This is a genomic window from Kibdelosporangium phytohabitans (assembly GCF_001302585.1).
GTDB lineage: Bacteria > Actinomycetota > Actinomycetes > Mycobacteriales > Pseudonocardiaceae > Kibdelosporangium > Kibdelosporangium phytohabitans.
The window spans coordinates 4893643-4919870 of the sequence record NZ_CP012752.1 but is presented as its reverse complement, the minus strand read 5'-3'; the positions used below and the strand labels follow the sequence as shown (position 1 = coordinate 4919870).

23 protein-coding genes are annotated in these 26228 nt (G+C 69.5%); 14 read left to right on the top strand and 9 right to left on the bottom strand.

Translation table 11 applies throughout. The features are described from left to right. Window positions 1–11 precede the first annotated feature (11 nt). The 4 genes from AOZ06_RS22420 (at window position 12) to AOZ06_RS22405 (ending at window position 2922) form a co-directional block, all read left to right on the top strand. Window positions 12–350 carry a winged helix-turn-helix transcriptional regulator gene (locus AOZ06_RS22420; protein ID WP_054291201.1) on the top strand — a complete coding sequence of 113 codons (339 nt, stop codon included), beginning with the start codon at window positions 12–14 and terminating at the stop codon, window positions 348–350. Between the two features lie 90 nt (window positions 351–440). After that, window positions 441–1343, top strand: a complete 903-nt coding sequence (locus AOZ06_RS22415; RefSeq protein ID WP_054291200.1) for a TIGR03619 family F420-dependent LLM class oxidoreductase — start codon at window positions 441–443, stop codon at window positions 1341–1343. A 66-nt stretch (window positions 1344–1409) separates the two neighbouring features. Beyond that, window positions 1410–2594 (top strand): zinc-dependent alcohol dehydrogenase, encoded by a 1185-nt coding sequence (locus tag AOZ06_RS22410; protein WP_054291199.1) that lies wholly within the window; start codon window positions 1410–1412, stop codon window positions 2592–2594. 40 nt (window positions 2595–2634) lie between these two features. Continuing rightward, window positions 2635–2922, top strand: coding sequence for a hypothetical protein (locus tag AOZ06_RS22405; protein ID WP_157233164.1), 288 nt, complete (start codon window positions 2635–2637; stop codon window positions 2920–2922). Here the strand turns inward: AOZ06_RS22405 and AOZ06_RS22400 are convergent. Both AOZ06_RS22400 and AOZ06_RS22395 read right to left on the bottom strand, forming a co-directional pair. Further along, window positions 2917–5622 carry an ATP-binding protein gene (locus AOZ06_RS22400; protein ID WP_054291197.1) on the bottom strand — a complete coding sequence of 902 codons (2706 nt, stop codon included), beginning with the start codon at window positions 5620–5622 and terminating at the stop codon, window positions 2917–2919. The two genes, AOZ06_RS22405 and AOZ06_RS22400, sit on opposite strands and share 6 nt — an antisense overlap. A 69-nt stretch (window positions 5623–5691) precedes the next feature. Then, a complete protein-coding gene (locus tag AOZ06_RS22395; RefSeq protein WP_169798962.1) occupies window positions 5692–6681 on the bottom strand; it encodes an extracellular catalytic domain type 1 short-chain-length polyhydroxyalkanoate depolymerase in 990 nt (329 codons plus the stop codon). A gap of 142 nt (window positions 6682–6823) precedes the next feature. Here AOZ06_RS22395 and AOZ06_RS22390 point away from each other — a divergent pair, with 142 nt between their 5' ends. The 3 genes from AOZ06_RS22390 (at window position 6824) to AOZ06_RS22380 (ending at window position 10356) form a co-directional block, all read left to right on the top strand. Further along, window positions 6824–7996: a PucR family transcriptional regulator gene (locus AOZ06_RS22390; RefSeq protein WP_054291195.1), complete on the top strand. Its 1173-nt coding sequence runs from the start codon at window positions 6824–6826 to the stop codon at window positions 7994–7996. 33 nt (window positions 7997–8029) lie between these two features. Continuing rightward, entirely contained in the window at window positions 8030–9547 is a 1518-nt protein-coding gene (locus tag AOZ06_RS22385; protein WP_157233163.1) for an LVIVD repeat-containing protein, read from the top strand. A 74-nt stretch (window positions 9548–9621) separates the two neighbouring features. Next, window positions 9622–10356: an SDR family NAD(P)-dependent oxidoreductase gene (locus AOZ06_RS22380; RefSeq protein WP_054291193.1), complete on the top strand. Its 735-nt coding sequence runs from the start codon at window positions 9622–9624 to the stop codon at window positions 10354–10356. A gap of 18 nt (window positions 10357–10374) precedes the next feature. Here AOZ06_RS22380 and AOZ06_RS22375 read toward each other — a convergent pair whose 3' ends face one another. Further along, window positions 10375–10866 carry a hypothetical protein gene (locus tag AOZ06_RS22375; RefSeq protein WP_054291192.1) on the bottom strand — a complete coding sequence of 164 codons (492 nt, stop codon included), beginning with the start codon at window positions 10864–10866 and terminating at the stop codon, window positions 10375–10377. A gap of 173 nt (window positions 10867–11039) precedes the next feature. On the opposite strand from AOZ06_RS22375, the gene AOZ06_RS22370 reads away from it, so the two are divergent. Next, window positions 11040–11918: a helix-turn-helix domain-containing protein gene (locus tag AOZ06_RS22370; RefSeq protein ID WP_054291191.1), complete on the top strand. Its 879-nt coding sequence runs from the start codon at window positions 11040–11042 to the stop codon at window positions 11916–11918. Between the two features lie 18 nt (window positions 11919–11936). Beyond that, entirely contained in the window at window positions 11937–12212 is a 276-nt protein-coding gene (locus tag AOZ06_RS60115; RefSeq protein WP_054291190.1) for a DUF397 domain-containing protein, read from the top strand. A 40-nt stretch (window positions 12213–12252) separates the two neighbouring features. Here the strand turns inward: AOZ06_RS60115 and AOZ06_RS22360 are convergent, their stop codons facing one another. Then, on the bottom strand, window positions 12253–14121 hold the full coding sequence (locus AOZ06_RS22360) for an ABC transporter ATP-binding protein (RefSeq protein WP_054291189.1): 1869 nt from the start codon (window positions 14119–14121) through the stop codon (window positions 12253–12255). Beyond that, a complete protein-coding gene (locus AOZ06_RS22355) occupies window positions 14118–15848 on the bottom strand; it encodes an ABC transporter ATP-binding protein (RefSeq protein ID WP_054296828.1) in 1731 nt (576 codons plus the stop codon). Before AOZ06_RS22355 ends, AOZ06_RS22360 begins: the two co-directional genes overlap by 4 nt. Window positions 15849–15939: 91 nt before the next feature. On the opposite strand from AOZ06_RS22355, the gene AOZ06_RS22350 reads away from it, so the two are divergent. Continuing rightward, entirely contained in the window at window positions 15940–16536 is a 597-nt protein-coding gene (locus tag AOZ06_RS22350; RefSeq protein WP_054291188.1) for a TetR/AcrR family transcriptional regulator, read from the top strand. A gap of 6 nt (window positions 16537–16542) precedes the next feature. Here AOZ06_RS22350 and AOZ06_RS22345 read toward each other — a convergent pair whose 3' ends face one another. Then, window positions 16543–17466 (bottom strand): AraC family transcriptional regulator, encoded by a 924-nt coding sequence (locus AOZ06_RS22345; RefSeq protein WP_054291187.1) that lies wholly within the window; start codon window positions 17464–17466, stop codon window positions 16543–16545. Between the two features lie 121 nt (window positions 17467–17587). Between AOZ06_RS22345 and AOZ06_RS22340 the strand changes: the two genes are divergently transcribed. Beyond that, window positions 17588–18895 carry a S28 family serine protease gene (locus AOZ06_RS22340; protein ID WP_063810091.1) on the top strand — a complete coding sequence of 436 codons (1308 nt, stop codon included), beginning with the start codon at window positions 17588–17590 and terminating at the stop codon, window positions 18893–18895. 768 nt (window positions 18896–19663) lie between these two features. Here AOZ06_RS22340 and menD read toward each other — a convergent pair. From menD to AOZ06_RS22320, 3 genes are read right to left on the bottom strand one after another with little or no spacing between them, the layout of a single operon-like run. Continuing rightward, on the bottom strand, window positions 19664–21325 hold the full coding sequence (gene menD, locus AOZ06_RS22330) for a 2-succinyl-5-enolpyruvyl-6-hydroxy-3-cyclohexene-1-carboxylic-acid synthase (protein WP_054296827.1): 1662 nt from the start codon (window positions 21323–21325) through the stop codon (window positions 19664–19666). Beyond that, the gene (locus tag AOZ06_RS22325; protein WP_054291185.1) at window positions 21322–22488 is read right to left on the bottom strand and encodes an isochorismate synthase; all 1167 of its coding nucleotides are present in this window, start codon (window positions 22486–22488) and stop codon (window positions 21322–21324) included. Before AOZ06_RS22325 ends, menD begins: the two co-directional genes overlap by 4 nt. Beyond that, complete coding sequence (locus AOZ06_RS22320) at window positions 22485–23273, bottom strand: class I SAM-dependent methyltransferase (RefSeq protein WP_054291184.1); 789 nt, start codon at window positions 23271–23273, stop codon at window positions 22485–22487. The genes AOZ06_RS22325 and AOZ06_RS22320 overlap by 4 nt, the downstream gene beginning before the upstream one ends. 177 nt (window positions 23274–23450) lie before the next feature. Between AOZ06_RS22320 and AOZ06_RS60110 the strand changes: the two genes are divergently transcribed. The 3 genes from AOZ06_RS60110 to AOZ06_RS22305 all read left to right on the top strand — a co-directional run bounded on the left by AOZ06_RS60110 (window position 23451) and on the right by AOZ06_RS22305 (window position 26228). Further along, on the top strand, window positions 23451–24950 hold the full coding sequence (locus AOZ06_RS60110; protein WP_054291183.1) for an MFS transporter: 1500 nt from the start codon (window positions 23451–23453) through the stop codon (window positions 24948–24950). Next, window positions 24947–25426 (top strand): redox-sensitive transcriptional activator SoxR, encoded by a 480-nt coding sequence (soxR, locus tag AOZ06_RS60105; protein ID WP_054291182.1) that lies wholly within the window; start codon window positions 24947–24949, stop codon window positions 25424–25426. The genes AOZ06_RS60110 and soxR overlap by 4 nt, the downstream gene beginning before the upstream one ends. Window positions 25427–25556: 130 nt before the next feature. Then, complete coding sequence (locus AOZ06_RS22305; protein ID WP_054291181.1) at window positions 25557–26228, top strand: DUF4097 family beta strand repeat-containing protein; 672 nt, start codon at window positions 25557–25559, stop codon at window positions 26226–26228.

Below are 26228 nucleotides of genomic sequence, written 5' to 3'. Positions count from 1 at the left end.
CGCTGAGTGGTATGCGGAAGGATCCGGCGCAGGAGCACGAGCCGCTGGAGTGCGACGCGGCTCTGGCGCGTGCGTTCGACTTCCTCGGCAAGCGGTGGAACGGCGTTCTGCTCGGCGTTCTCGCCGGTCGGCCGGCGAGTTTCTCGGAGCTCAAGCGCGCGGTCGCGGGGATCAGCGACTCGATGCTGGCCGACCGGCTCGGCGAGCTGTGCAAAGCCGGGGTGGTGCGGCGGATCGTCAGCGACGGACCGCCTGTCGCCGTGACCTACCAGTTGACCGCCGCCGGTGTCGCGCTCGTTCCGGCGCTGAGTGAACTGGCCACCTGGGCGGCCGCGAACCTGCCCTCCTGATCGTCCACCGACCGGTGACCCTAGTGCTACCCTGAGCTTAGTCGCTCGTTTTTTCGAAGTAGCTAACCGACTAACAGACGGGGTCGTCACATGCGTATCGGTTTCTGCCTTCCCCAGATCGGCCAGGTCGCCGAGCAGGCGGCGGGCCTCGCCCGGTTCGCCCGCGAGGCGGAAGCGGCGGGCGCTGCGGGCCTCTGGGTCGGCGACCGGCTGTTGTCCCCGGTCGACCCGGAAATCGGCTACCCGCCGGGCGTCGGCACCACACTGCCCGAGCAGTTCCACCGGATCCTCGACCCCTTCGCCGTCCTGACCGTCGCGGCCACCGCGACCGAGCGGGTCGCGCTGGGCAGCCACGTGCTCAACGCGCCCTGGTACCCGCCCGCCGTGCTCGCACGGTCGCTCACCACGATCGACCTGGTCAGCAACGGACGGCTGATCGCGGGCTTCGGCGCGGGCTGGATGCCCGAGGAGTTCGCGGCCGTGGGCGTGCCGATCGCCGAACGTGGCCGCAGGCTCGACGAATCCCTTGTGGCACTGGACGAGCTCTGGACCAAGGACGTCGCCGAGTTCCACGGCGAGCACTGGACAGTGCCCGCGACGAACTCCGCGCTCAAGCCCGCCCAACGCCCACGGCCGCCGGTCTACCTGGGCGGGTGGGCTCCCGCGGCGCTGCGCAGGATCGCGAAGCACGCCGACGGCTGGCTGCCGACCCTGCGGGCATCGGGCACCTTCGACCCGGCCGCCGTCAGCGGCCCGCTGGCCGAGATCCGGCGGCTCGCCGAGCAGGACGGCCGGGACCCCGCCGAGCTGGACGCGATCGCGCGCGTCAACGCCGAGCCGGCGACAACCGTCGACGACATCGTCACCGCGATCCGGCAGGTACAGGACCACACGGAGGTCCGGCACGTCGTCGTGGACCCGACGTTCATCGCCAAGAGCGCCGACCACGCGCTGGAGATCACCGGGTCCGTGCTCGGGCGCTTCCAGGTTTAGGTTTACCGGGTCCGGCGGCGGGAAGGCTCAAGGAGGAGCAGATCGCTCACCGGACGGAGGCACGACATGAAAGCGGTGACCTGGCACGGCAGGCGGGATGTGCGGGTGGACACCGTGCCGGATCCGGTGCTCAAGGAGCCGACCGACGTGATCATCAAGGTCACCTCGAGCGGTATCTGCGGCTCGGATCTGCACTTGTACGAAGTCATGGGCCCGTTCATGGGTGAAGGCGACATCCTCGGGCACGAACCGATGGGCATCGTGCAGGAGGTCGGCGCCGACGTCACCGCCGTGCAGGCAGGCGATCGCGTCGTGGTGCCGTTCAACATCTCCTGCGGAACCTGTTTCATGTGCGAACAAGGCCTGCAGTCCCAGTGCGAGACGAGCCAGGTGCGTGAGCACGGGATGGGCGCGGCGCTGTTCGGCTACACCAAGCTGTACGGGCAGGTGCCCGGCGGTCAGGCCGAGTACCTGCGGGTGCCGTTCGGCAACACGCTGCCGATCAAGGTGCCGGAGGGGCCGTCGGACGACCGGTTCGTCTACCTGTCCGACGTGCTGCCCACGGCGTGGCAGGCAGTCCAGTACGCCGGCGTGCCCAAGGACGGCAGCCTGCTCGTGCTCGGCCTCGGCCCGATCGGTGACATGGCCACCCGTGTGGCCCGCCACCTGGGGATCCGTCAGGTGATCGGCATCGACCTGGTGCCGGATCGGCTGCGCCGCGCACAGGACAACGGGACCGAGACGATCGACTTGTCGCAGCACCAGGGCGACATCGTGGAGATCGTCCGCGGCATGACCAACGGCCGCGGCCCGGACTCGGTGATCGACGCGGTCGGCATGGAGGCGCACGGCTCGCCCGTCGCCAAGATCGCCCAGCAGGTCACCGGTCTGCTGCCGGACGCGATCGCCGCCAAGTTCATGCAGAAGGCGGGCGTGGACCGGCTCAGCGCGTTGCACCTGGCGATCAGCCTGGTCCGGCGTGGCGGCACGATCTCGTTGTCCGGTGTGTACGGCGGGATGGCCGACCCGATGCCCATGCTGACCTTGTTCGACAAGCAGATCCAGCTGCGGATGGGTCAGGCCAACGTGTGGCGCTGGGTCAACGACATCCTGCCGCTGCTGACCGACGACGACCCGCTCGGCGTGGACACGTTCGCCACCCACCACATCCCGTTGACTGACGCGCCGTCGGCGTACGAGACCTTCCAGCGCAAGGAATCCGGCATGGTGAAGGTCCTGCTGCGGCCATGACACCCACACCGGCGGACAGGAGGCGCCCACAGTGCTGCGAGTGACATCCGCGGCGGGACTCGCGATCAAGACCCTCACCGACCGCAACGGCGCGCCTGCCGACGGCGGCCTGCGGATCGAGACCCTCTCGCCCGAGCAGGACACCTCGCGGTTCACCCTCTCGGTGGCCGCGGCGCCCGACGAGCTCGATCTCGTCGTGCGTGAAACGGCGACCGGTGCGCGGGTCCTGCTCGATTCACTCACCGCCGAGTACCTGTCCGACTTCGTGCTCGACGTGGACGACACAGTCGAAGGCACAGCGCAGTTCCGGCTCAAGCCGGACTCATGACAGGTTCTCGGCCGCCCACCGGGCCAGTGCGACGCGGGTGCTCAGGCCGAGCTTGGCGTAGCTGCTGCGCAGGTGCGTCTCCACGGTCCGTCCACTGAGGAACAACCGGCCCGCTATGTCGGCGTTGGACAGTCCTTCACCGAGCAGCCGGACCACATCGGACTCCCGCCTGGTCAGCACGCCGGCCTGGCGGGCGGCCCGCACCCGGATGCCCAGTGTCCGGGCGTGCCGGCGGGCGCGGTTGACCCAGTGGGCCGCGCCCGCGCGCGTCAGCGCGTCGATGATCTCCGGCAGCCCGTCGGCCGATCCGGTCAGCTCCGAGTGTTCCAGTGCTGCTTGCGCGGACAGCACTGTGGCGCCCATGGCTTCGAACCGGCTGACGGCGTCGGCGAGCAGCGACGCGTCCCGCAGCCGCAGCCCGTCGAGACGGCTCCCGATCGCGGCCATCAGCGGCGGCTGGGGGTCGAAGAGGCGGCGAGCGGCCGCGTGTGCGGCGGCCGGTGCCGGATCTCCGGTGTTCAGCCCGGCGAGACCGGCGTACAGGCCGCGCATGGTCACCGCGAACACGTCGCTGTAGGTCCGGGATTCGTCGAACGGGGTCGACGGGCACGGCTCGTCGAGGTACAGCGCGATCGCTGTCGCGGCAAGGGCGAGGACGTCCATCAGGGTCTGGTCCGGCGCGGGGTAGGCGGTGCGTGCCTCGGCCAGCGCGGCGGCGGCGGCACTGAGTTCACCGCGTTCGGCCAGCAGGAAGGCGCGCATCGCCAGGATCCGCACCAGGCAGCGGGGCGCTTGCGACTTCCTCGCCGCGGTGACACCGGCGTCGACTTCGGCGAACGCCGCCTCGATGTCGCCCGCGACGTACAGCGCCCCGGCCAGCGAGTAGTGCTCGAAGCACGCCAGCGCGGGCAGTTCCACGAGCGCGCCCGTCCGGACCGCCTCCCGGGCGCTGCCGGCGCTGCCGGCGACGTCACCGTTCAGCAGGCGCAGGATGCTCACGTACAACAGGAAGTACTGCAGGTAGAACGGCGACTCGATGTCGCTGTCGCGTGCCGCGTCGACGGCGGCCTCCGCCTGTTCGACCGACTCCGCGAACCGCTTGTCCATCACGAGCAGGATGGCCTGGCCGAAGTGCGTGACCGCTCGCGCGGCGACGGGGTGCGTCACACCGCTCGCCGCCGCCATCTCGGCGCTGAGCTGCTTGGCGTCGTCGAGCGTGCCGAACCGCATGGTGTAGATGAACTTCTGGATCGCGACCTCGGCCGATTCGAGGCTCACGTCCCGCACGTCCGCGAGCCGGTCGCCGGCCGAGGGCGCGTCCTGCCGTTCGGAGTCCAGCATGGCCAACCGGAAACGCAACAGCGCCAACGGTATGGCCAGGTCGTGCCGCTCGGCCAGCCGAGCTCCCCGAGTCCAGGCCGCCGCGGCCGCGTCCGGGTCACCGAGGCTCATGTGCGCACGGCCGACGCCTTCCAGCAGCCGTACCGCCTGCTGCGGCTCAGCCAGTTCGATGGCCGCGTCGAAGTAGCGGATCGCTTCGTCGAACGCTCGCATGGCCGACGCCCGCTCACCGGCTTCAGCCATCACGGCGACCGCACGCGCGGGATGCGCGGCACTCGCGGCCTCGCGGTAGTGCGGCGCGAGGGCCAGCACGTCGTCGGGATCGATCCGCTCGACGGCTTCCAGGACGGTCGCATGCGCCTGGCGCCGTTCACCGATGGTCATCTCGGCGTACGCGACCTCGGCGTACAGCGGATGCGCCACCTGGTAGGCCATCCTGCGCCCGACCGGGCGTTCGGTGATCAGGCCGTCCACGATCAGCTGCCGCAACGCGTCCGCGGTCGTGTCCAACGACCGCAGCAACTCGTCGGTCGCCGCCTCACCCGCGACCGCGATGATCTCGGCAAGCGCGCGTTCCTGTTCGCCGAGCCGCCGGAGCCGCCCGAGGACGACGTCACGCACGATCGTGGGCACGGCACCGGCCGGGGTGAAGCCACCGCCTTGGACAAGCGCGGTGACGAACAGCGGAACGCCTTTGGCCCTTCGAGTGACGTCACGCAGGAACACCGGCTCCGGTGTGGCGCTGAGCAACGTCTGCGCGATCTCGGCGACGGCGTCGTCCGGCAACGGAGCAAGCGCCAGTTCGGTCCCTTCTCTGCGCACGGTCACAGCCAAGTCGTCCAGCGTGGAATCGGCCTCACCCGGCCGGTACGCGGCGAGCACCAGCACACCGGCGGTGTTGCGGCCGAGGTAGTGCACCAGTTCCACCGTGCCCCGGTCGGCCCAGTGCAGGTCGTCCACGAAGAACACCGCGGGCGCGAACCGTTCGACGAGGCGCGCGACCGCCTCGAACATGTGCGTCCGGTCCAATTCCGCGTCCCCGGTCGGCGTCGCGGCGGGCAGCCGGGGATCAGCCAGCAGCGTGCCCAGGTGGGCCAGCCCGTCGAACTCGGTCAGCTCGGCCAGCAGCGGCCGGACAGCGGCGACGATCGGGGCGTACGCGAGCCCGGCGTGCAACGGATGAGCCTGCCCGCGCAACGCGGTGATCCCCTTGGCAGCGGCCAGGTCCAGCACGTGGTGGGCCAGCGCCGACTTGCCGATCCCCGCTTCGCCGCACAGCAGGACCGTTCCGCCTGGCCGCTCCAGTTGCCCCGTGAGCACGGCGAGTTCCCGGTCGCGGCCGATGACCTGGGGTTTCATCAACGCCGGAGTCTACCCGGGCACCGGGCGGGCGCGTGGGGCACGGGCCCGTGCCCCACGCGGGCTCAGTCACGGCAATGCGTGCGTGGCGAAGAAGTCCTTCCACACCAAGGAGCTGATGTCCGGGCCGAGCGGGTCGACGAAATCGGCCTTGCCGCCCTTGGGCCACTTGTGGCCGAGGCCTTCGATCAGGTACTTCTCGATCAGCGGTGCGCCGCCGCCGCGCGCCGAGTACGTGGTCTTCACGTACGGCCGGTCGCCGTCGTCGACCACGCGCGCCGAGGTCTCCGGCACGTCGTCCACGTCGCCGTCGAGCGTTCCGTCGGCGACGAGGTCGTCCAGCGCCGCGAAGTGCGTCACCAGTCGTGCCGCGAACAGCGGTGGGACGGTCGCGTCCGCGTCGCCCTGGATCACGCTCACCGGCACCTGCCGGGCACGGGAGCCCATCTGCGCGTAGGCCTGCCGCGCGGTCGTGACCGGTGAGATGTTCTCCGGCCCCGCGGTCAGCACCTTGTCGCAGGCGTACTCGCAGCCGGCGAAGATGGCGGCCGACGCGAACACGTCCGGGTACGTGACCGCCAGGATCGAGGTCATCGCCGCACCGGAGGACGCGCCGATCACGTGCACGCGTTTGCGGTCCGCGTCGAACTCGTGCACCACCTTGTTGACCATCCCGGTCAGCAGCGACGGCTCACCCTGGCCGCGCACCTGGTTGCCCGGCGCCTGGAAGTTCCAGCAGCCGAGCAGGTTGCGCAGCGGGCTCTGCGACGGGTAGACGACGATGAACCCCTCGCGGTCGGCGATCTGCGAGAACCGGCTGGTGTCCTGCATCGAGTTGAAGGTGTAGCCCGTCATCCGGCAGCCGTGGATCGCCAGCAGCACCGGCATCGGCACGTCCGGCCGGTACCGCGGCGGCAGGTGCACCTGGTACTCGACCAGTCCGGCCTGGTTGGCGAACGTTCCCCTGATGTCCCGGCCCGCCGCCGCGGCCTGGCCGACCGTGACCGGTAACAAACCCAGCGCCATGAGCAGTGCCGCGGCAGCTGTTCGCAATCTCATGCTTTCTCCCCTCGGTCCCCTTGAATACTGGCCGCGTCCGGGCGCCTGTCGCCATCGGTCACCTGACCAAGCGTGATATGCCATTTCTGTGACCGATCACAGTCGCCCCGGGGCACCGCCACCGCTCAGGATTGGTGGCAGGGTGCTGTACCAATGGCTTCTCACCGAACGAAGGCGCATCGCGCGGCGGCTCGTCGAGCTGTTCGGCCGCGAGATCAGCGCGTACGGACGGCTGTCCGACGCCGAGCTGATCGACAACATCTCGCTGGCCACCGAGGAGAACCTGCGCGCGATCGCCGAGTCGCTGCGTGACCGGCGGATCCCGCCGACCGAGGTGCTCGTCGGCCCGATCACCGCGTCGGCCGCCCGCCGTGCGGGCGAGGGGATGCCGCTGGACGCGGTGATGGCCGCCTACAACCTGGGCATGCTCGAGGTCTGGCGTGAGATGGTCGCGCACGCCGCGTCGGACGACATGGCCGACGTGCTCGCGTTCACCGAACTGGTGCTCGGCTACCTGCAACGGGCCACGACCGCGGTCGCCGCGGCCTACCTGGAGGAACGCAGGCGCATCGAGAGCGACGAGCAACAGCGGCGGCACACGCTCATCTCCGCGTTGCTGCGTGGCGAGCCGTACAGCGACCCCGCCGGGCGGGCAGGTTTCGCGATGCCGTCGCAGTTCCTGGTGCTGCGCGTGCGCATGGAACCGCACCAGGACGAGGCCCAGCCCGGCATGGCGGCGGCGATGGCCGCGCAGCGCAAGGTCTACCGGGCCTCCCAGCAGCTCGGGCCGTCGGCGTTGTCCCTGCTGGACACCACGGGCGGGATCGTGCTGGTGCCGGCGGACGAACCGGTGGACGGTGCCGCGCTGGCCGGGGCGCTGAGTGCGGCGACCGACGTGGAAACCACGGCCGCCGGGGTGCTCGCCGAACCGGCCGAGGTCGCCGTCGCGGCCAGGCAAGCCCAGGAGGTGCTCGAACTCGCCGAGGTGTTCGGCCGCGGCCCCGGCTTCCACCAGCTGTCGGACCTGCTGCTGGAGTACCAGCTCACCCGGCCGAGTCCGGCACGCGCCGGGCTGGCCGCACTGCTGGCGCCGCTCGACGCCCACCCGGACGTGCTGTCCACTTTGTCGCTTTACCTCCGGCTGGGCCTCAACCGCCGCAAGACCGCGTCGCAGTTGCACGTGCACCCCAACACCGTCGACTACCGGCTGAGGCGGGCCGTGACGCTGACCGGTCTCGACCCGGCCGACCCGGCGGATCTGCAGAAGATCGGCGCCGCACTGGTCATCAGGGCTTCTCAGTCCCTTCGGACGTAGCCGCCGCCGACCGTGCTTTGCCACGCTCAGCGCATGAAAGTTCTCGCAACGTTGGCAGCAAGCCTGTTGGTGGCCTTGACGGTGCAGGGCACCTCGACGGCCGAGGTGGCCAAGCCGCAGGGGGCCGAGAAGCCACGCCTCGCGCCCGCGGCGAAGAATGTCAAGCTGCGCAGCACGCTTCCGGAGACCGAGCGGGCGATCTCGATCGCGTTCGCCGAGTACGGCCGCAAGGACGTCGCGTTCGTCAGCGGCGAGTTCGGGCTCAAGACGTTCGACGTGACCGACGTCGACAAGCCGAAACTGCTCGACCACCTGACCAAGCAGGAGATGGCGCTGCCCGGCGACGACCCGTCGCAGCGCTTCTGGGAGAACGAGGACATCAACGTCGACCCGGTTCGCAAGATCGCGTTCCTGGCGCGTGAGGTGAACTCGTTCGGTCGCGCGTTGCCGGGCGACCGGCCGACGGGCAACTACATCGTGTCCGCGGTCGACCCGGCGGACCTGAAGATCCTCACGTTCCACCGGCAGAACACCGGGCACACGACCACGTGCATCAACGACTGCCAGTTCCTCTGGACGGCCGGGCGCGACCGGTCCACCGCCAACGAGGGCCGGATCTTCGTCACCGACATCCGCGACCCGCGCAACCCCAAGGAATCACCGCTCGGCATCGACACCCGCGGCATCGGCAAGATCACGCACGACGTGCAGGTCGACGCCCAGGGCATCGCCTGGGTGGCCGGTGACGACGCCACTCGCGGCTACTGGACCGAAGGCTGGCACCGTGACCCGCTGACCGGCAAGTTCCGCAAGGCGACCGCGCTGGACCCGATCCCGTACGCGGGCGGTGGCGTGCCGCAGATCGACATGCCGACGCGCTTCACGCACAACTCGTTCCGCCCGGCCGGCCGGACCCTGCACGACGGCCCCAGGCCGACGCGCGAGAACCCGGCGGGCAGCCTGCTGCTGCACACCGAGGAGGCGTTCGGCTCGTCGACGTGCAAGGACCAGGGGCGGTTCGTCATCTCGTCGCTGAAGGGCACCGAGAACGGCGAGGGCTGGGGCGCGACGCCGAAGGAGATGAAGACCGTCGGCGTGTGGAGCCCGGACGACAAGGAAGGCACCATCCCGGGTGACGTCACGTGTTCCGCGCACTACTTCGACGTGCAGAAGCGGATCGTCGCCTACTCGTGGTACGAGCAGGGCACCCGGTTCCTGGACATCTCCAACCCGGCCAAGCCGATCCAGATCGGCTACTGGCGGCCGGACGCGGCGATCTCGTGGGCGCCGTACTGGCACAAGGGCAACGCGTTCGTGGCGGACCTGTCGCGTGGCGTGGAGATCGTGTCGCTGACCAAGGGCGCCTACGACGCGCAGGACAGCGGGACCAACGTCCAGCTCGTCACCAACGGCCCGGTGAAGGTCCAGGTCGGCCCGGGCGGTGGCCGGGAGCGTCTGCCGCTTGTCCCCCACCCCGACTACGGCTACGCCTGCCCGATGGTCGCCGCCCGCGGTGGCGACTGCGGGCCGGGTAGCGTCAGCTGCTGCTGAAAACTCGTGAGTGGTTAGTCCGGTTCTAACCGGACTAACCACTCACGAGCTCTTGTCTGTCAGACTCGGGTGTCATGACAGTCGCGTTGATCACCGGGGCAGGCGGCGGACTGGGCCGCGCGATGGCGCTGCGGCTGGCCCGTGACGGCTACGCGATCGCCGTACTGGACGTCGATCCCCGCACAGCCGCCCAGACGGCCGCCGAAGTGACGCAGGCAGGCGGCACCGCGTCGCCGTTCGTGGCGGACCTGCGAGACGCCCGGTCCATTGAGGACACGTTCGGCGCCGTCCGCTCGCAGCTCGGCACGATCGACGTCCTCGTCAACAACGCCGCCATCTTCCCCAAGCGCCCGTTCGACTCGGTGACGCTGGCCGAGTACGACGAAGTGCACGCGGTGAACCAGCGCTCCTATTGGTACACGTCACAACTGGCCGCGAGGCAGATGCCGCGGACCGGCGGCCGGATCGTCAACATCGCCTCCATGACGATGCACGGCGGCTGGTCCGAACTGGCCGCCTACGTCGCCACCAAGGGCGCCGTCGCCGCGCTGACCAAGGCGCTCGCCCGTGAACTGGGTCCACGCGAGATCCGGGTCAACTGCGTGTCACCGGGGGCGTTCCCGACCGCGGGCGAGGCCATCCACCCGGATCCCGTGGCGTACAACGCTTTTGTTCTGGAGAACCAGGCCCTCGCCCGCCGTGGCACACCGGCGGAGCTGGCCGCGGTGGTGTCGTTCCTCGTCGGCCCGGACTCGTCGTTCGTGACCGGTCAGACGATCGAGGTCAACGGCGGCTGGTTCATGGCTTAGCGGGTGCCTGCGCGGCAACTACGTCGCGAGTGCGCTGCCGTCGCCGCGGTTCAACTTCACCTTGGTTTCGCCGGTCAGGTGCGCCAACCGTTCGGTCGCGTCGCCTGCTTCCGCCGAGGCGGCTTCGAACGCCAGCACGGCGCCGTCAACCGTGTCGGCCTTGGCAGCCGCTTCTCTGGCAGCCACCCGCAGGGACTCGGCTACGTGGTGGGCGCCCTGCGCTTCGGCCGTCGCCGCCAACTCCAGCGCCTGAGCCGCCGCGTCACTCGCGAGTCGCTGCGTGGTCCTGGCTTTCGCGCATCCGGCGTCCTCGGCCGCCAACCGGTCCAGACCGGCCAGCACCTGGGGAAGTTGATCGCGCATCGTCTCCACGTGCGTCCGGCCCATCTCGATCTCGCAGTGCGACCCCTTGGTGTCGATCACGAGGTACGCCCGCTCCTCGGACCGGCTCACCCACAGCCCGACCGAGTCGTAGCCGCCCACGGAGACACTCACCGAGTCGACACTCATCCTGTCTCACTCCTCAGCTGGTTCTGACCCACGCAAGGAGTACAGCACAAGGCTTTGCTAGCGCCCTAGCCGTACATGTAGCTCGTTCAGGTGAACCTGACGCGGCGAGCCGTCCCCGCGCGGCACACTGTCGGCCGCGAGGGATCAAGGATTCGAACGAAGGAGGCAGGCCGGTGGCGGAAAGAAACGACCCTCCGGCTCTGCGCTGGCTGATCGGCGTCGAGCTGACCAACTACCGCAAGGCATCCGGCGTGTCACAGGCCGCGGCCGCCAAGGCGATCGGGCTGTCGCCCGGCATGATCGGCCACTACGAGGTCGGCAAGTACTTCCCGGCTCCGGAGCAGGTCGCCCGTCTGCTGGAGGTGTACGGCGCGCCACGCCACGACATCGACCGGCTGTCCGCCCTCGCAGGCCGGTCGGACCAGGGCAGTTGGCTGGCGCGCTGGAACGACGTGATCCCGGACTGGCTCAGGACCTATGTCGGCCTCGAAGGCCTGGCCTCGCACGTGGTCACCTACACGCCATTGGTGTTGCCTGCCCTTGTGCAGACCAGGGAGTACGCGGCCGGGGTCACCTCACCGAGCGCCCGGGTCCGGCCCGACCAGCAGGAGCGAATGGTGGCTCTGCGGATGGAGCGCCAGCAACGGCTGTTCGCCGAGGATCTGCCACTCCAGCTCACTGCCATGATCGAGGAGTCGATCCTGGATCGGCCGATCGGCGGCGACAACGCCCGTGAGGTCATGGCCGAGCAGCTCAGCCACCTGAACAACCTGGCCAGGCGGGACAACGTGGAGATCCTCGTCCTGCCGACCGCAGTCGGCCGCCACGACGGCCTTGAGGGCCGGTTCACCGTGCTGCACTTCCTAAACGCGGAAGGTGGCAAGCAGGCGCAGTCCATCGGCTACGTGGAAATCCCCGATGACTCCGTCTACGTACAGGATCAGCACCAGGTTGAGAAGTACACTATGAGCGCGCAACTCCTGCGCTCCGTGGCGCTGTCCCAGGCACAGTCGGTCAAGGCGATCAAGGCCCGGTTGGCGGCGCTCGGCTGATCGGGGAAGGAACGACCGATGGCCCCTCACTCGTGGCGGACGTCAAGCTTCAGCAGCAACGGTACGGACTGCGTCGAGGTGTCGTGGCGCAAGGCAAGCTTCAGCAGCAACGGCTCGGACTGCGTCGAGGTGTCGTGGCGGAAAGCGAGCTTCAGCAGCAACGGCACGGCCTGCGTTGAGGTGGCTCACGATCTCGCCGCCGTGCGGGACTCCAAGAACCCCGAAGGGCCGACTCTGCGAGTCGACCTTCGCAGGTTCGTGACCGCCATCCGGGACGGGCAGCTCGACCGTTAGATCCAGCCGCCCGTCGCGAATGGGGACTTTCGGCGCCTGGTTACTCCACCGGTGCCGCGAACTGTGCCGAGTACAGCCGGTGGTACGCGCCTTCCCGCTCCAGCAACTGCTCGTGCGTGCCCTGCTCGACGATCCGGCCGGACTCCATCACCAGGATCAGGTCCGCGTCGCGGATCGTGGACAGCCGGTGCGCGATCACGAAGCTCGTGCGTGACGACCGCAGCGCGGCCATCGCGTGCTGCACCAACGATTCCGTCCTGGTGTCCACCGAACTGGTCGCCTCGTCGAGGATCAGCAGCGACGGGCTGGCCAGGAACGCGCGCGCGATCGTGAGCAGCTGCTTCTCGCCCGCCGACACGTTCGTGCCCTCGTCGTCGATGACCGTGTCGTAGCCGTCGGGCAAGGTCCGGACGAAGCGGTCGACGTACGTGGCACGGGCCGCCGCGACGACTTCCTCGTCGGTCGCGCCCGGCTTGCCGTAGGCGATGTTGTCCCTGATCGTGCCGCCGAACAGCCACGTGTCCTGCAACACCATGCCTGTCTGGGATCGCAGGTCCTCGCGTTTCAGGTGCGTGATGTCCACGCCGTCGAGCGTGATCCGGCCCGCGTCGAGTTCGTAGAACCGCATGATCAGGTTGACGAGCGTTGTCTTGCCCGCGCCGGTCGGCCCGACGATGGCCACTGTCTGGCCCGGTTCGGCGACCAGCGACAGGTTCTCGATCAGCGGCTTGTCCTGCTTGTAGGAGAACGACACCTTCTCGAACTCCACGCGGCCACGCCTTTCCGCGGGCAGGGACGCGTCCGCCGGGTCCGGCTTCTGCTCGTCGGCGTCGAGCAGTTCGAACACCCGCTCGGCCGAGGCGACACCGGACTGCAACAGGTTCGCCATCGACGCGATCTGGGTGATCGGCTGCGTGAACTGCCGCGAGTACTGGATGAACGCCGTGACCTCGCCGAGTGTCATCGTGCCCGAGGTGATCCGGATACCACCGACGACCGCGATGATCACGTAGCTCAGGTTCGACAGGAACATCATCGACGGCATGATCAGGCCGGAGACGAACTGCGCGCCGGACGCCGCCTGGTAGAGCTCCTCGTTGCGGCGCCGGAACTCCTCCTCCGACTCCTGCTGCCTGCCGAACGCCTTCACCAGCTGGTGCCCGGTGAACGACTCCTCGATGTGCGCGTTGAGCGCGCCGGTGTGCTTCCACTGGGCGATGAACAGCTTCTGCGACCGTTTGCCGATCGCCCTCGTCAGCAGCATGGACGCCGGGATGACCAGCAACGCGATCAACGCGAGCACGGGCGAGATCGTGAACATCATGATCACCACGCCGACGACGGTCAGCAGTGACGTCAGCAGCTGGCTCATCGTCTGCTGCAGCGTGGTGGAGATGTTGTCGATGTCGTTGGTGACACGGGAAAGAAGCTCGCCGCGTGGCTGGCCGTCGAAGTACCGCAACGGGAGCCGGTGCAGCTTGGCCTCGACGTCCTCACGCAGCCGGTAGATCACGCGTTGCACGAGGTCGTTGAGCAGCCTGCCCTGCGCCCAGGCGAACAGCGACGCCGTCAGGTACAGGCCCAGCACCCACGCCAGCACGCCGCCCAGCGCGCCGAAGTCGATACCCGCGCCGGGGATGCCGCGCATCTTGGCGATGACGCCGTTGAAGATGATGTCCGTGGCGTGCCCGAGGACTTTCGGCCCGGCGACGGTGAAGCCGACGGCGAGCACGCCGAGCGCGACCACGACAGCGAGGCCGACGCGCTCCGGCCGCATCCGGCCCACCAGTCGTTTCGCCGAGGCGCCGAAGTCGTCGGCCTTGCTGGGCGGTCCCTGCATGGCGCCGAAGCGAGCGCCGATGCCGCCACCCGCGGCCGGTCGTGTCTTTGTCGTGGTGGGAGTACTCATGCTGCCTGCTCCGGGGTGAGCTGGGACTCGACGATCTCGACGTAGGTCGGACAGGCTGCCATCAGTTCGCGGTGCGTACCGGAGCCGACGATCTCGCCGTTCTCCAGCACGACGATCCGGTCGGCGTCGAGCACAGTGGACACTCGCTGGGCGACGACGATGACCGCGGCCCGTTCGGTCCGCGGCCGCAAGGCCGCGCGCAGTGCCGCGTCGGTCGCCAGGTCCAGCGCGGAGAACGCGTCGTCGAACAGGTAGACCTCCGGCTCACGCACGAGCGCGCGGGCGATCGACAACCGTTGGCGCTGGCCACCGGAGACGTTGGTGCCGCCTTGGGCGATGGTCGAGTCGAGCCCGCCCATCTCCTCGACGAAACCACGTGCCTGTGCGATCTCCAGCGCCGTCCACAGCTGTTCGTCGGTGGCGTCCGGGTTGCCGTACCGCAGGTTGGACCGCACGGTCCCGGTGAACAGGTACGCCTGCTGCGGCACGAGGCCGATCCGGCGGCGCAGCACCTCCGGATCCAGGTCGCGCACGTCCGTGCCGTTGACCGTGATCCGGCCGGCGGTGACGTCGATGAACCTCGGGATCAGGTTGATCAGCGTGGTCTTGCCGGAGCCGGTGCTGCCGACGATGGCGGTCGTCTTGCCCGCCTCGGCACGGAGCGTGACACCTCGCAGCACCGGGTCGGCGGCGCCGGGGTACCGGAACTCCACCTCGTCGAACACGACCTCGGCCCGTGCGGGCAGGTCGGTGACCGGTGTGGTGGGCGGCCGGACCGACGGCTCGGTGTCGATCACCTCCATGATCCGCTCGGCGCAGACGGCGGCGCGCGGGATCATGATCGAGATGAAGGTGGCCATCATGACCGCGGCGAGGATCTGGACCAGGTAGGACAGGAACGCGGTGAGCGCGCCGATCTGCATCTCGCCGGAGTCGACGCGGTACGACCCGAACCACAGCACCGCGACGCTGGAGACGTTGAGGATCAGCATCACGGTCGGGAACATCATCGCCTGCAGCCGTCCGACCCGCCGCGCGGTGTCGGTGAGCTGGTCGTTCGCGTCGCCGAAGCGCTGGGTCTCGGCCTTCTCGCGGACGAACGCCCGCACGACGCGGATACCGGTCAGCTGCTCGCGCAGGACCCGGTTGACCTGGTCGATGCGGTCCTGCATGAACCGGAACTGCGGCACCATCCGGGAGACGATCAGGCCGATCGAGATGACCAGCACCGGCACGCAGACCAGCAGCAGCCAGGACAGCCCGAAGTCCTCCCGCAGGGCCATCACGATCCCGGCGACGCACATGATCGGCGCGGTGACGAACATCGTGGCCATCATGACGACGAGGATCTGCACCTGCTGCACGTCGTTGGTGGTGCGGGTGATCAGCGACGGCGCGCCGAACGCGGCCACTTCACGGCCGGAGAACTCGCCGACGCGGTGGAAGATGCCAGCGCGGACGTCACGCCCGAACGCCATCGCCATCCGTGCGCCGTACTTGACGGCCACGATCGAGCAGGCGATCTGCACGAGTGAGACGGCGAGCATCCAGCCGCCCACCATCAGGATGTAGTCGTTGTCCCCGCGCGCCACACCGTTGTCGATGATGTCGGCGTTCAGGCTGGGCAGCAACAGGGACGCGATCGTGCCGACTAGCTGCAGCACGAGCACGATGGTCAGCTCTCCGCGGTAGGGCCGCAGGTAGGTGACCAGCAAGCGGTTCAGCACCGGATCCCCCATGCAAGATACGAGCCGTGTCTAATATGGTCGAAAGCTAGAATACGCGAATAAGATACGCAACGTATTTTAGGGGGCCTTGGTGACGGAGACCACCCGGACGCGCCGCCGCGGCCCGCAGCTCGAACAGGCCATTCTGGACGCTGCCTGGGCCGAGCTGAGCGACGTCGGCTACCCAGCTCTCACCATAGAGGCCGTGGCAAAACGAGCAGGGACAAGCAAACCGGTCATATACCGCAGATGGCCCAGCCGCGCGGCGCTGGTCGTGGCCGCGTGGGCGACGCGGCGGCCGATCAGCGAGGAGACACCCGACCTCGGCTCGTTGCGCGGTGACCTGCTGTGGCTGTTCACCAGGATCGCGATGCGGATGGACGCGATGATGAGCCAGACCATCGCGGGCGTGATGTCCGAGGCCTTCAAACACCCGGAAGTGCAGGAGTTCCTGCGCGAACGGATGGACTCCGCGCCGCTGTCGGAATCCCTGTGGACCATCGTGGACAACGCCGTCGCCCGCGGCGAACTGTCCCCCGTCGCCATCCCGCGCCGCGTGCTGCAGCTACCGCTCAACCTGCTCCGCTCGGAGGCGATCATGTGCGGCACACCGCTGACGGAGGAGACGCTGTCCTCGATCGTGGACGACATCTACATCCCCATCCTGAAAGGCCTGGCGGTGCGGTGAGCCCGCTCAGGCCGGGCATGCCTGACGGTGGTAGCGGCCCGGTGACATGCCGTACTCCCGCTTGAACGCGGTGCCGAACGCGTACTCCGAGCCGTATCCCACTCGCTGCGCCACCTGCGCGATAGACACGTCCCGCTCCCGCAACAGGCTGGCGCCGAGCGCCAGCCGCCACCACGTGAGGTAGGTCAGCGGCGCCCTGCCGACGAGTCTCGTGAACTTCTGGGCGAACGCCGCACGGGACAACCCGGCCTCCGCGGCGAGCGACTGGACGGTCCAGCGCCGGGCCGGGTCGCGGTGGATGGCGTCGAGCGCCGCGCACATGGCCGGATCGGCGAGCGCGGCGGCCCAGCCGGCCTTCGTGCAGTCCGCGTCACGGCCGAACCACGCGCGGAAGATGTAGAGCTGCAGCACGTCGAGCAGGGACGTCACCAGCGTGTCCGCGCCGAGCCCTGGCCGCTCGATCTCGCCGGTGAGCATGTCGACCGCGGCACGCAACCCGGGGGCGTGACCGAGCCGCTCGGGCAGGTGGACCACGTCCGGCAGCTCACGCAGGATCGGGTGGGTCCGCGCCGGGTCGAGGTCGTATCCGCCGCACAACGTGACCACCTCGGCACCGTCACCGCCGACGACTGCCGACGCGTACAGCAGCACCCCGCCCGGGTCGCACGGCGGCTCGGCCAGTGGTGTGACCGGGCTGTCGGCGAGGCCGTATCCGTGTCCCTTCGGCAGGAACACGATGTCGCCCGCGCTCAGCTCGACAGGCGGGCCGTCGGTGGGGACGAACCAGCACGCTCCCTTCAGCACCACCTGGAACCCGGCGGATCCCGGTGTCGAGGGAAAACGGTGGCCCCAGGGAGCGCGCCACGAGATCCGGGTGGAGCGCGGCCGTCCGGTGCGCATGATCGCGATGACGTCACTGAGCACGTCCACCCGCCGGAGTCTACGCGGCAAGACGATCGGTTAAGAATCCCGGACGACGGCGCATTGGCTGTCCCCGCTCGGCCTCATACGGTCGTTTCCGTTGTCATCGAACGAAAAAAGGGGGAATCTCATGAGGCGTTGGACTGCCGTCGCGCTCGCGCTGCTGTGCGCTGTGGTGAGCGCGAGCCCGGTGAACGCCAAGCCCGCCGATGTCGCCGAGCGCCTACGCGCCGTCGCGGGTCTGACCGTGGACGAACGTCCGTCGACGATCGCGGGCGTGCGTTGGTTCTGGCTCACCTACAGCCAACCGGTGGACCACGCGCATCCCGAGCGCGGGTCGTTCACCCAGCGCGTGATGCTCCAGCACCGCTCGCTCGACCGGCCGATGGTCTTCCACACCACCGGTCACTTCGTGCCGGAGACGATGTTCCAGACCGAACCGGCCACGCTGCTCGGCGCCAACCAATTGTCGATGGAGTACCGCTTCTACCCGCCGTCCAGGCCTGACCCGGTCGACTGGACGAAGGACACGCTGCGGCAGGGCGCGGCCGACCAGCACCGGCTGATCGTGGCGCTGCGCGGGATCTACCCGCAGAAGTGGATCACCACCGGCGGCAGCAAGGGCGGTCAGGCAGCGGTGATCCACCGCCGCTACTACCCGGACGACGTCGCCGGGACCGTGGCCTACGTGGCACCCAACGACATCGACGACCAGGAAGACAGTGCCTACGAACGGTTCTTCGCGACCGTCGGCAACGACCCCGCGTGCCGTGCACGCGTCAAAGCCGTGGCACGGGAGATCCTGGAACGCCGACCGGCGATGCAGCAACTGCTTGCTTCCCGTGCGGCGGCACAGGGGTGGACGTTCGACACCGTCGGCGGGATCGATGTCGCGTTCGAACTGTCGGTCATGGACTACGAGGTCGGTTTCTGGGCGTTCAACCCGGAATCCGCCTGTGCCGCACTCCCCTCCCCCGACGCGGGTGACGAAGCCCTGTTCCGCAGCTTCGACTCGGTACTGGGCTTCCCGTTCTTCACCGACCAGGCGTTGGCCCCGTTCACCCAGACCTTCTACCAGGGCGGCACGGAAATGGGCTGGTGGCGGCCATCCCTTTCCCACCTGCGGCCGCTGTTGCGCCACGAGAACGCTTACCAGCCGCGCACGTTCTTGCCGCGTAGCATCCCGATGACCTATGACGGCACCGTGATCCGTGACGTCGACCGCTGGGTACGCCAGCACGGCACCAGGCTGATGTTCGTCAACGGCGGCAACGACCCGTACACCGCCGAGCCCTACCGTCTCGGCCCCGGCTCACGGGACTCGGCCGTCTACACGGCTCCGGGCGTGCAGCACGTCTTCCTGGGCAACGTGATCGACAAACTGCCCGCGTGGCAACGCGCCAAGGCAACAGCGGACCTGCGTCGCTGGGCGAGTTAGCCGTACCCTCCAGCGAGGTCGCGAACGGTCCGACACGTAGTCGGTCCGGTGCGGATTGCGACATCCGCACCGGACAGCCGGCACTCACGCCAACGCACCGGTGTCCGAGCTGGGCAGGCTGCGTGGCATCGATGGCGGTTGGCACGCCCGCCGTCAAGCCCGCGCCGCGTCCCGAGCCCGCACCGAGACCGAACGCCGCGAGGCGTTCCCGCAGCGGCAACACCTACGACGGTGAATTCGTGAGATCGTCGCAGCACTGCTGGTTGCCAGGGACTGCCTGGTTGACAGAAGCAGACCGGAACACCGGTGACGGTGGTGACCTCCTGGTCGCCGGCCTCGGCTGGACGTGAGTGATCGACTGTCCGGCTGGATGAACTGGGTTGCCCGCTGATCGCCGCGCCTGCGACGCTTGCGTCGCAGGCGTCCGGTCCGGAGCGAACGCTTCGGTGCCGCTTGGAGCGGAGGGTCATCCGGCGAGTTGAAGCGCTCGATAGATCGTCTCGTGACACATCCGCATCACTGGCTGGTCCGGGAACATCACCGGCAGCACGCTGCGCGATGGCGCGGATGCCGAGCCCGGCCGCCCGGCGGTCCGCGATCGTGACCCTTTCGTCTAGGGCAGCGAACCTGACCACCCCGCGGGACGACGAGGTGAAACCACAGCAACTCCCTGGAACAGGTGTTGCGTCCACCTCTAGAACCCGCCCGATCACCACCGCGGCCACACCGCACCCCAACGCCAGCCGCGTTCCTGACCTCTCAGGTCAGTCACGCGTGGGCCAGCGCGGCCGACACGGCTCGTTGGATCAGCTTCCGTTCGGCGTGCTCCTCACCCGGGTGGGTCCGGACCTCCACGAGGTGCGTTCCGCCCTCACCCGGTCGCAGGGCGGACGGCAGCTGCGCGGACGTGGTGACACGGGTGAAGCGCCAGCCCGCGGCGGCGGCGACGTGTGCGAGGTCGACGTCGTGCGGCGTGGTGAACAGCCGGTCGAACCCGGCGAACGACCCGATGCCGGGGAGCATGCCGAAGATGCTGCCACCGTTGTTGTTGACCACCACGACGGTCAGGTCGGGCCGGGTCTCGCGTGGCCCGATGATCAGGCCGCTCTGGTCGTGCACCGCGGTGAGGTCACCGAGCAGGGCGTAGGCGTGCCCGCCGCCCGATTGCTGGTGTGCCAACGCCGCGCCGACCGCGGTCGAGATGGCACCGTCGATGCCGCTCTGGCCGCGGTTGCTCACAACCCGGACGTCGTCGCGCACGGACGCGACCAGGTCGACGTTCCGGACGGCCATGCTGGCGCCCACCAGCAACAGCGCGCCGGGCGGGATCGTGGCGACCACGTCCCTGGCCATGCGCAGTTCGGTCGGTTCGGCGCACCTGTCAAGCCACGCGTCGACCACGGCACGGGCCGTGAGATCCGCGTCGGTCCATTGCTTGAGCCACCCGCAGCCGGGCTCGGCGGGCACCGGCGCCGGTAGCACCGGGAACACCTGCGCCGCGGACCTGGACGGGTCGGGCCACCGCCCGGCCACGGCCGGGTCGACCACCACCTGGGCGACGTCCTCGACCAGGTCCAGCAGCACCGTGTTCAACCCCGGCCTGCCGACGGTCACAACGAGGTCCGGGCGGTGCGCGGCCAGGAAGTCGGGATCGCGCACCAGCCAGCCGTACGCGGACAACGCGTTCGGGCCCCGCCGGGCGTTGCTGTGCGGTTCGGCGAGGATCGGCCAGCCCGCGGCCTCGGCGAACTCGGCGATCGCCGCCGGGTCCACGTCGGTGGCGCCTGCCACGACGAGGCCGCGAGCGGGTGTGTCGAGCGTGAACGTCCCAGGCGGGCTGTGGTGCACGACGGTCCACGGTTCGCCGCCGGGCCTGCCGTCCAACGGCTCCGGCCAGTCCGCCGCGGATCCCACCAGCGGTTTGCGGAACGGCACGTTGAGGTGGACGGGGCCTGTCCGTGCGGCCTCGACCGCCCTGCCCGCGAGCGACCGCCAGTACCTGACCATGCCCGGCCGTGCCTCCGGCGTACCCACGTCGGTGAACAGCCGTACCGCGTTGCCGAACAGCCTCGTCTGGTCCATGGTCTGGTTGGCGCCGGTGCCGTGCAGTTCCGCGGGCCGATCCGCGGTCAGCAGGATCAGCGGGATGCCGCTGTGATCGGCTTCGACGACAGCCGGGTGCAGGTTGGCCGCGGCGCTGCCGGATGTGCACACCACCAGCACGGGCCCGCGGCGCACCGCCGCCAGCCCGAGCGCGCAGAACCCGGCGGACCGCTCGTCGATCCGGACGTGCAGCCTGATCGAGGGGTGGTCGTGCAACGCGAGCACGAGCGGCGTCGACCGCGAACCGGGCGACACCACCGCGTCGGTGACGCCACAGCGCGCCAGTTCGTCGATCAGGACGCCCGCGAGCGCGGTCGCCGGGTTCATCGGCACCCGGCCAGCACCTGGTCATCGGCGAACAGCCCGCGGATCGCGCCGAACTTGGCCGCGACCTCGGCCCATTCCACCGAAGATGTGGCTCCTTCGACGATCCCCGCTCCGGCGAACGCCCGCACCGACCGGCCTTCGGCCTGGGCACACCGCAGCGCGATGCACCACTCGCCGTCGCCGTCGGCGTCCATCCAGCCGACCGGCCCGGCGTAGCGGCCCCGGTCGATGCCCTCCACCTCGCTGATCGTGTCGAACGCTTGCCGTGTCGGCGTTCCGCACACCGCGGCGGTGGGGTGCAGCCGGCCCGCCAGCGACACGGACTGGACGCCGTCGGCCAGCCGTCCGGTGACCTTCGTCGCCAGATGGGTCACGTTCGCCAGTCGCAACATTTCCGGTTCCCCGCAAGGATCCAGCTCGGCGCCGCTCTGCCGCAGGGCGTCCACGACGGACCTGACCGCGTAGGCGTGTTCCGCGGCGATCCTGCCCGTGTTGCGCAACTGCCTGTCGTCCCAGCTGGTTCCGGCCAGAACCAGCGATGAGACCGCGCGTGACGCTGTGCGCACCAGCAGTTCCGGTGTCGCCCCGAACAACCCGTCCACCGCGAACGACCAGCAGGTGGGGAACCTGTCCGCCAGCAGGCCGACAGCGGTCCTGAGATCCAGGACGTCGTCCAGCACACCGTCGATTCCGCGCGCCAGCACCACCTTGGCCAGTGACGTGTCACGCAACCGCCGCAGCACCTCGCAAACCGCGGCGTCCCAGCGTTCGAACTCGGCGCCGTCCTCCAGCCAGCGCACACGCGGGACGGGACGGCGAGCGGTGGTCCCGGCCGGTTCCGCATCGTCCACAATGGTCTGCCAGGTGACGCCGCCCAGCCTGCCGATCACCACTCGCGGCACGATCAGCACCGACCGTCCGCCCGCGAACCCGAACGACCCGAACGCCACCGGCCCGGGTGCACCCTGCCTTCGGTGACCGGACAGCCATTCCCGCCACCACCGAGCCGCTTCGTCGAACGCGTCCGGACCGGTGGTCTCGAACCGGGCGGCCTCACCCCAGCCCACCATGCCGTCGCCGCCCCGCAGCCACAGCACCGGCCGGTGGTCCGGCACGAGATCCAGCAGCGGGCCGGGATCCGGGATGCCGAAGGACCGGATCACGCCCGCCGCCCCTGCACGGAGTAGGTGGCGAAGGACGTCACAGCGAAGTCCGGCCCGGTCATCACCTCGCGCACCTGGCCGAGCTGTTCGTCGGTCATCCCCGAGCCGACGAACCCGTCCCGCAGCTGGATGCTGTTGCTGACCAGCAGGTCGAGTCCGGGCGACCCGGGTGTCCAGGTCTCGTAGCGGCAGACCGGGTCGATCGCCGACAGGCCCGCGGCGCTCATCGCGCGGGCCACCTCGCGACCCCAGGTAGGGTCGCTTCCCCTGGCGCGCAACATTGATCCCATGGTCGACTGATAGGACTCGACGAGTTTGTACGCCGTCTCGTCCGGAGCGAGCAGCACGGGCCAATAGCTGATGTCGATCTCGTCGAGCTGCAGCACCCCACCCGGCCGCAGCGCGGCGACCAGCCGCTGGATCACCTTGTCCCGCGCCGGCAGGTGGCTGAGCACGAGCCGGGCGTGGATCAGGTCGAACGCCGACTCCGGCAACGGATCGGTGACCACGTCGTGCCGGAGCACCTCGAGCCCGTCCACCGCCGGGATGTGGCCGGGTTTGATGTCGGTGGCCAGCACGCGCCCACCCGGGACGACCCGTTCGGCCAGCCACACGGCGACGGACCCGCCGCCCGCGCCCACTTCCAGGCAGCGCCAGCCAGGCCCGACACCGGTGGCCGCGAGGCGCTCGAACGAGAGTGGATCGAGCAATGTGGACAGTGCCCGGTGCTGGCCAGCGGACTCCGGGTTGTCGTTGTCGAAGAGATACCGGCCTTGAGTGTCCATAGTGGATAATTACACAAACTGTTCGGTTGCGATGGATGGCGTCGCCCGTCACCGGCGCCGCCGGGCACAGCATCCGAAACACCGCGACGGCCTGTCCAGCGACTTCAGCGACGCCTGAAACAGTCCGGCATCCGGGACTTGACCTTAACCATTGTTCAGGTTCTAGCGTTGATCGCCATGGACACGGACACCGCACCGCGAGCCGGGCGGCGGGAATGGGCCGGGCTGGCCGCGCTCGCGCTGCCCACCCTGCTGGCGTCGCTCGAACTGACCCTGCCCAACCTCGCGCTGCCCGCGATCGCCGCGGACCTCGCGCCGTCGGGCGCCCAGTCACTGTGGATCATCGACATCTACGGGTTCCTGCTCGCGGGATCGCTGATCACGATGGGCACCCTCGGTGACCGGATCGGCCGCCGCCGGATGCTGCTGGCCGGCTCCGCCGCCTTCGGGGTCGCGTCGGTGCTCGCGGCGTACTCCGTCAACGCCGAGATGCTGATCGCCGCACGGGCACTGCTCGGGATCGCCGGTGCGACGTTGATGCCGTCGTCGTTGTCGCTCGCCGCCACGATCTTCCGTGACCCGCGGCAACGGACCGTGGCGATCGGGATCGTGATCGCCTGCGTCGCGGGCGGTACGGCGATCGGACCGCTCGCCGGCGGCTGGATACTCCAGCACTTCCGGTGGGGCGCGGTGTTCCTGATCGCCGCGCCGGTCATCGTGATCTTCCTCGTCGTCGGCCCGCTGTTGCTGCCGGAACACAAGGAGCCTGACGCGGGCAAGATGGACGTGCTCAGCGTTGTCATGTCCCTCGTCGCTGTGCTCACAGTCATCTACGGCCTCAAGCGCACCGCCGAGCACGGCGTCGGCACGATCGCGGTCGTGTCCATTGTGGTTGGTCTGATCAGCGCGGTGGTGTTCGTACGGCGGCAGCGTTGCCTGAAGGATCCGCTGATCGACCTGCGGCTGTTGCGGTCGGCGTCGTTCAGCGTCTCGCTGGTGACGCTGTTGCTCGGCGTGTTCGTCCTGTTCGGCGCCAACTTCTACCTCGCGCAGTACCTCCAGCTCGTGTTCGGTCTGTCACCGCTGCACGCCGGACTGTGGACGGCGCCCGCGGCATGCGGTGTCATCGTGGGATCGACGCTCGCGCCGGTACTCGTGCGCCGCGTTCGTCCCGGGCTGGTCGTCGGCGCCGGTCTGCTGGTGTCGGCCGCCGGTTTCCTGGTGCTCACGCAGGTCAGTCCGGGCGGCGGGCTTCCCACCCTGGTCGCGGGCTCGGTCGTCGTCTCCGCCGGGCTCGGCCCGATGATGACGCTCACCACGGACCTCGTCGTCGGTTGCGCCCCGCCAGGCCGGGCAGGCGAGGCGTCCGCGCTGGCCGAGACCGCGCCGGAACTCGGTGGCGCGCTGGGGATCGCGATCCTCGGCAGCATCGGCACGGCCGTCTACAACGGGATGACCGTCCCAGCTGGCCTCACGCCCGACGCGGCGGAGACCGCACGCGGCACGCTCAGCGGCGCGGTGTCCGTCGCGGCCCAGTCACCGCACCCCGTCGGCGCCGAACTGCTCGACGCGGCGCGTGGCGCGTTCACCGACGGCCTGCACCTGATCGCGGGCATCAGCACCGCGTTGCTCGTCGTCACCGCCACCCTCTTCGCGTTCCTGGTCCGCCGGTCGTGAAGGCCCCCGCGTGGAACCTCGCCGAGCTGACCGTGGGCCAGCTGTCGGCTCGCAGCGGGGTGCCCGTGTCCGCGTTGCACTTCTACGAACGCCAGCACCTCATCACCAGCAGGCGCACACCGGGCAACCAGCGCCGGTTCCCGCGCGAGACGCTGCGGCGGGTGGCGTTCATCCAGATCGCCCAGCGCGTGGGCATCCCGCTGGCGGAGGTCCGGGAGTGCTTCAAGGCGCTGCCGGACAACCGGGTCCCGAGCAGACAGGACTGGGAACGGCTGTCCTCGCTCTGGCGGGCCCAGCTCGACCAGCGCATCCGCTACCTCACGCAGCTGCGGGACAGGTTCACCGACTGCGTCGGCTGCGGCTGCCTGTCGATCGACCGCTGCCTGCTCGTCAACAAGAACGACAAACTCGGTCAGACAGGCATCGGCCCGCGCCGCCTGCTCCGGCAGACCGCCACCGGCGCCCCAGCCGAGTAGGTGGTGGCGCCGTGTCAGGTGCCGTGTCAGGACCGTGACCGATCGCTGTCAGGACGGCAGGCGAACGTAGTCGGCGTCACCAGGTCACCCCGGCCACGGGGAAGACCGAACGAAACGCCAGGAGAGCACGATGCAGACGTTCGACACCCCCGCCCCGATCGCCGCCATCCTGGACCTGCCCGCCGGGCGCGTCCAGTTCGTCGCCACCGACCGGGCCGACACCGTGGTCCAGGTCCTGCCCGCGGACGCGTCGAAAGGCCGTGACGTGAAGGCGGCGGAGCAGACCGAGGTCGGCTACGCGGACGGCGTGCTGCGGATCCACACCCACGCACCCCGCAACCAGTACTTCGGCCAGTCCGGAGCCGTGGCGATCACCGTCGAGCTGCCCGCCGGTTCACGCGTCGAGGCCAAGGCGGAGGCTTCCGAGTTCCGCGGCATCGGCCGGTTCGGCGACGTCGCCGTCACCGGCGGGTACCGCCAGACCAAGATCGACGAGGCCGCGAGCGTCCGCGTCACCGCAGTCGAGGGCGACGTGGAGATCGGTCACGTGGACGGCCCAGCGGAGATCAGCACCACGAGGGGCGACATCCGGGTGGCCGAGGCCGTGCGCGGCACGGTCGTGCTGCGCACCGAGGCAGGCGGCATCACGGTCGGCGCCGCCGCCGGGGTCTCGGCGACCTTGGACGCCGGCACGTCCTACGGCCGCGTCAGCAACGCGCTGAGGAACTCCGAAGGGGCCGCCGCCCAGCTCGACATCCACGCGACCACCTCGTACGGCGACATCGTCGCCCGCAGCCACTGA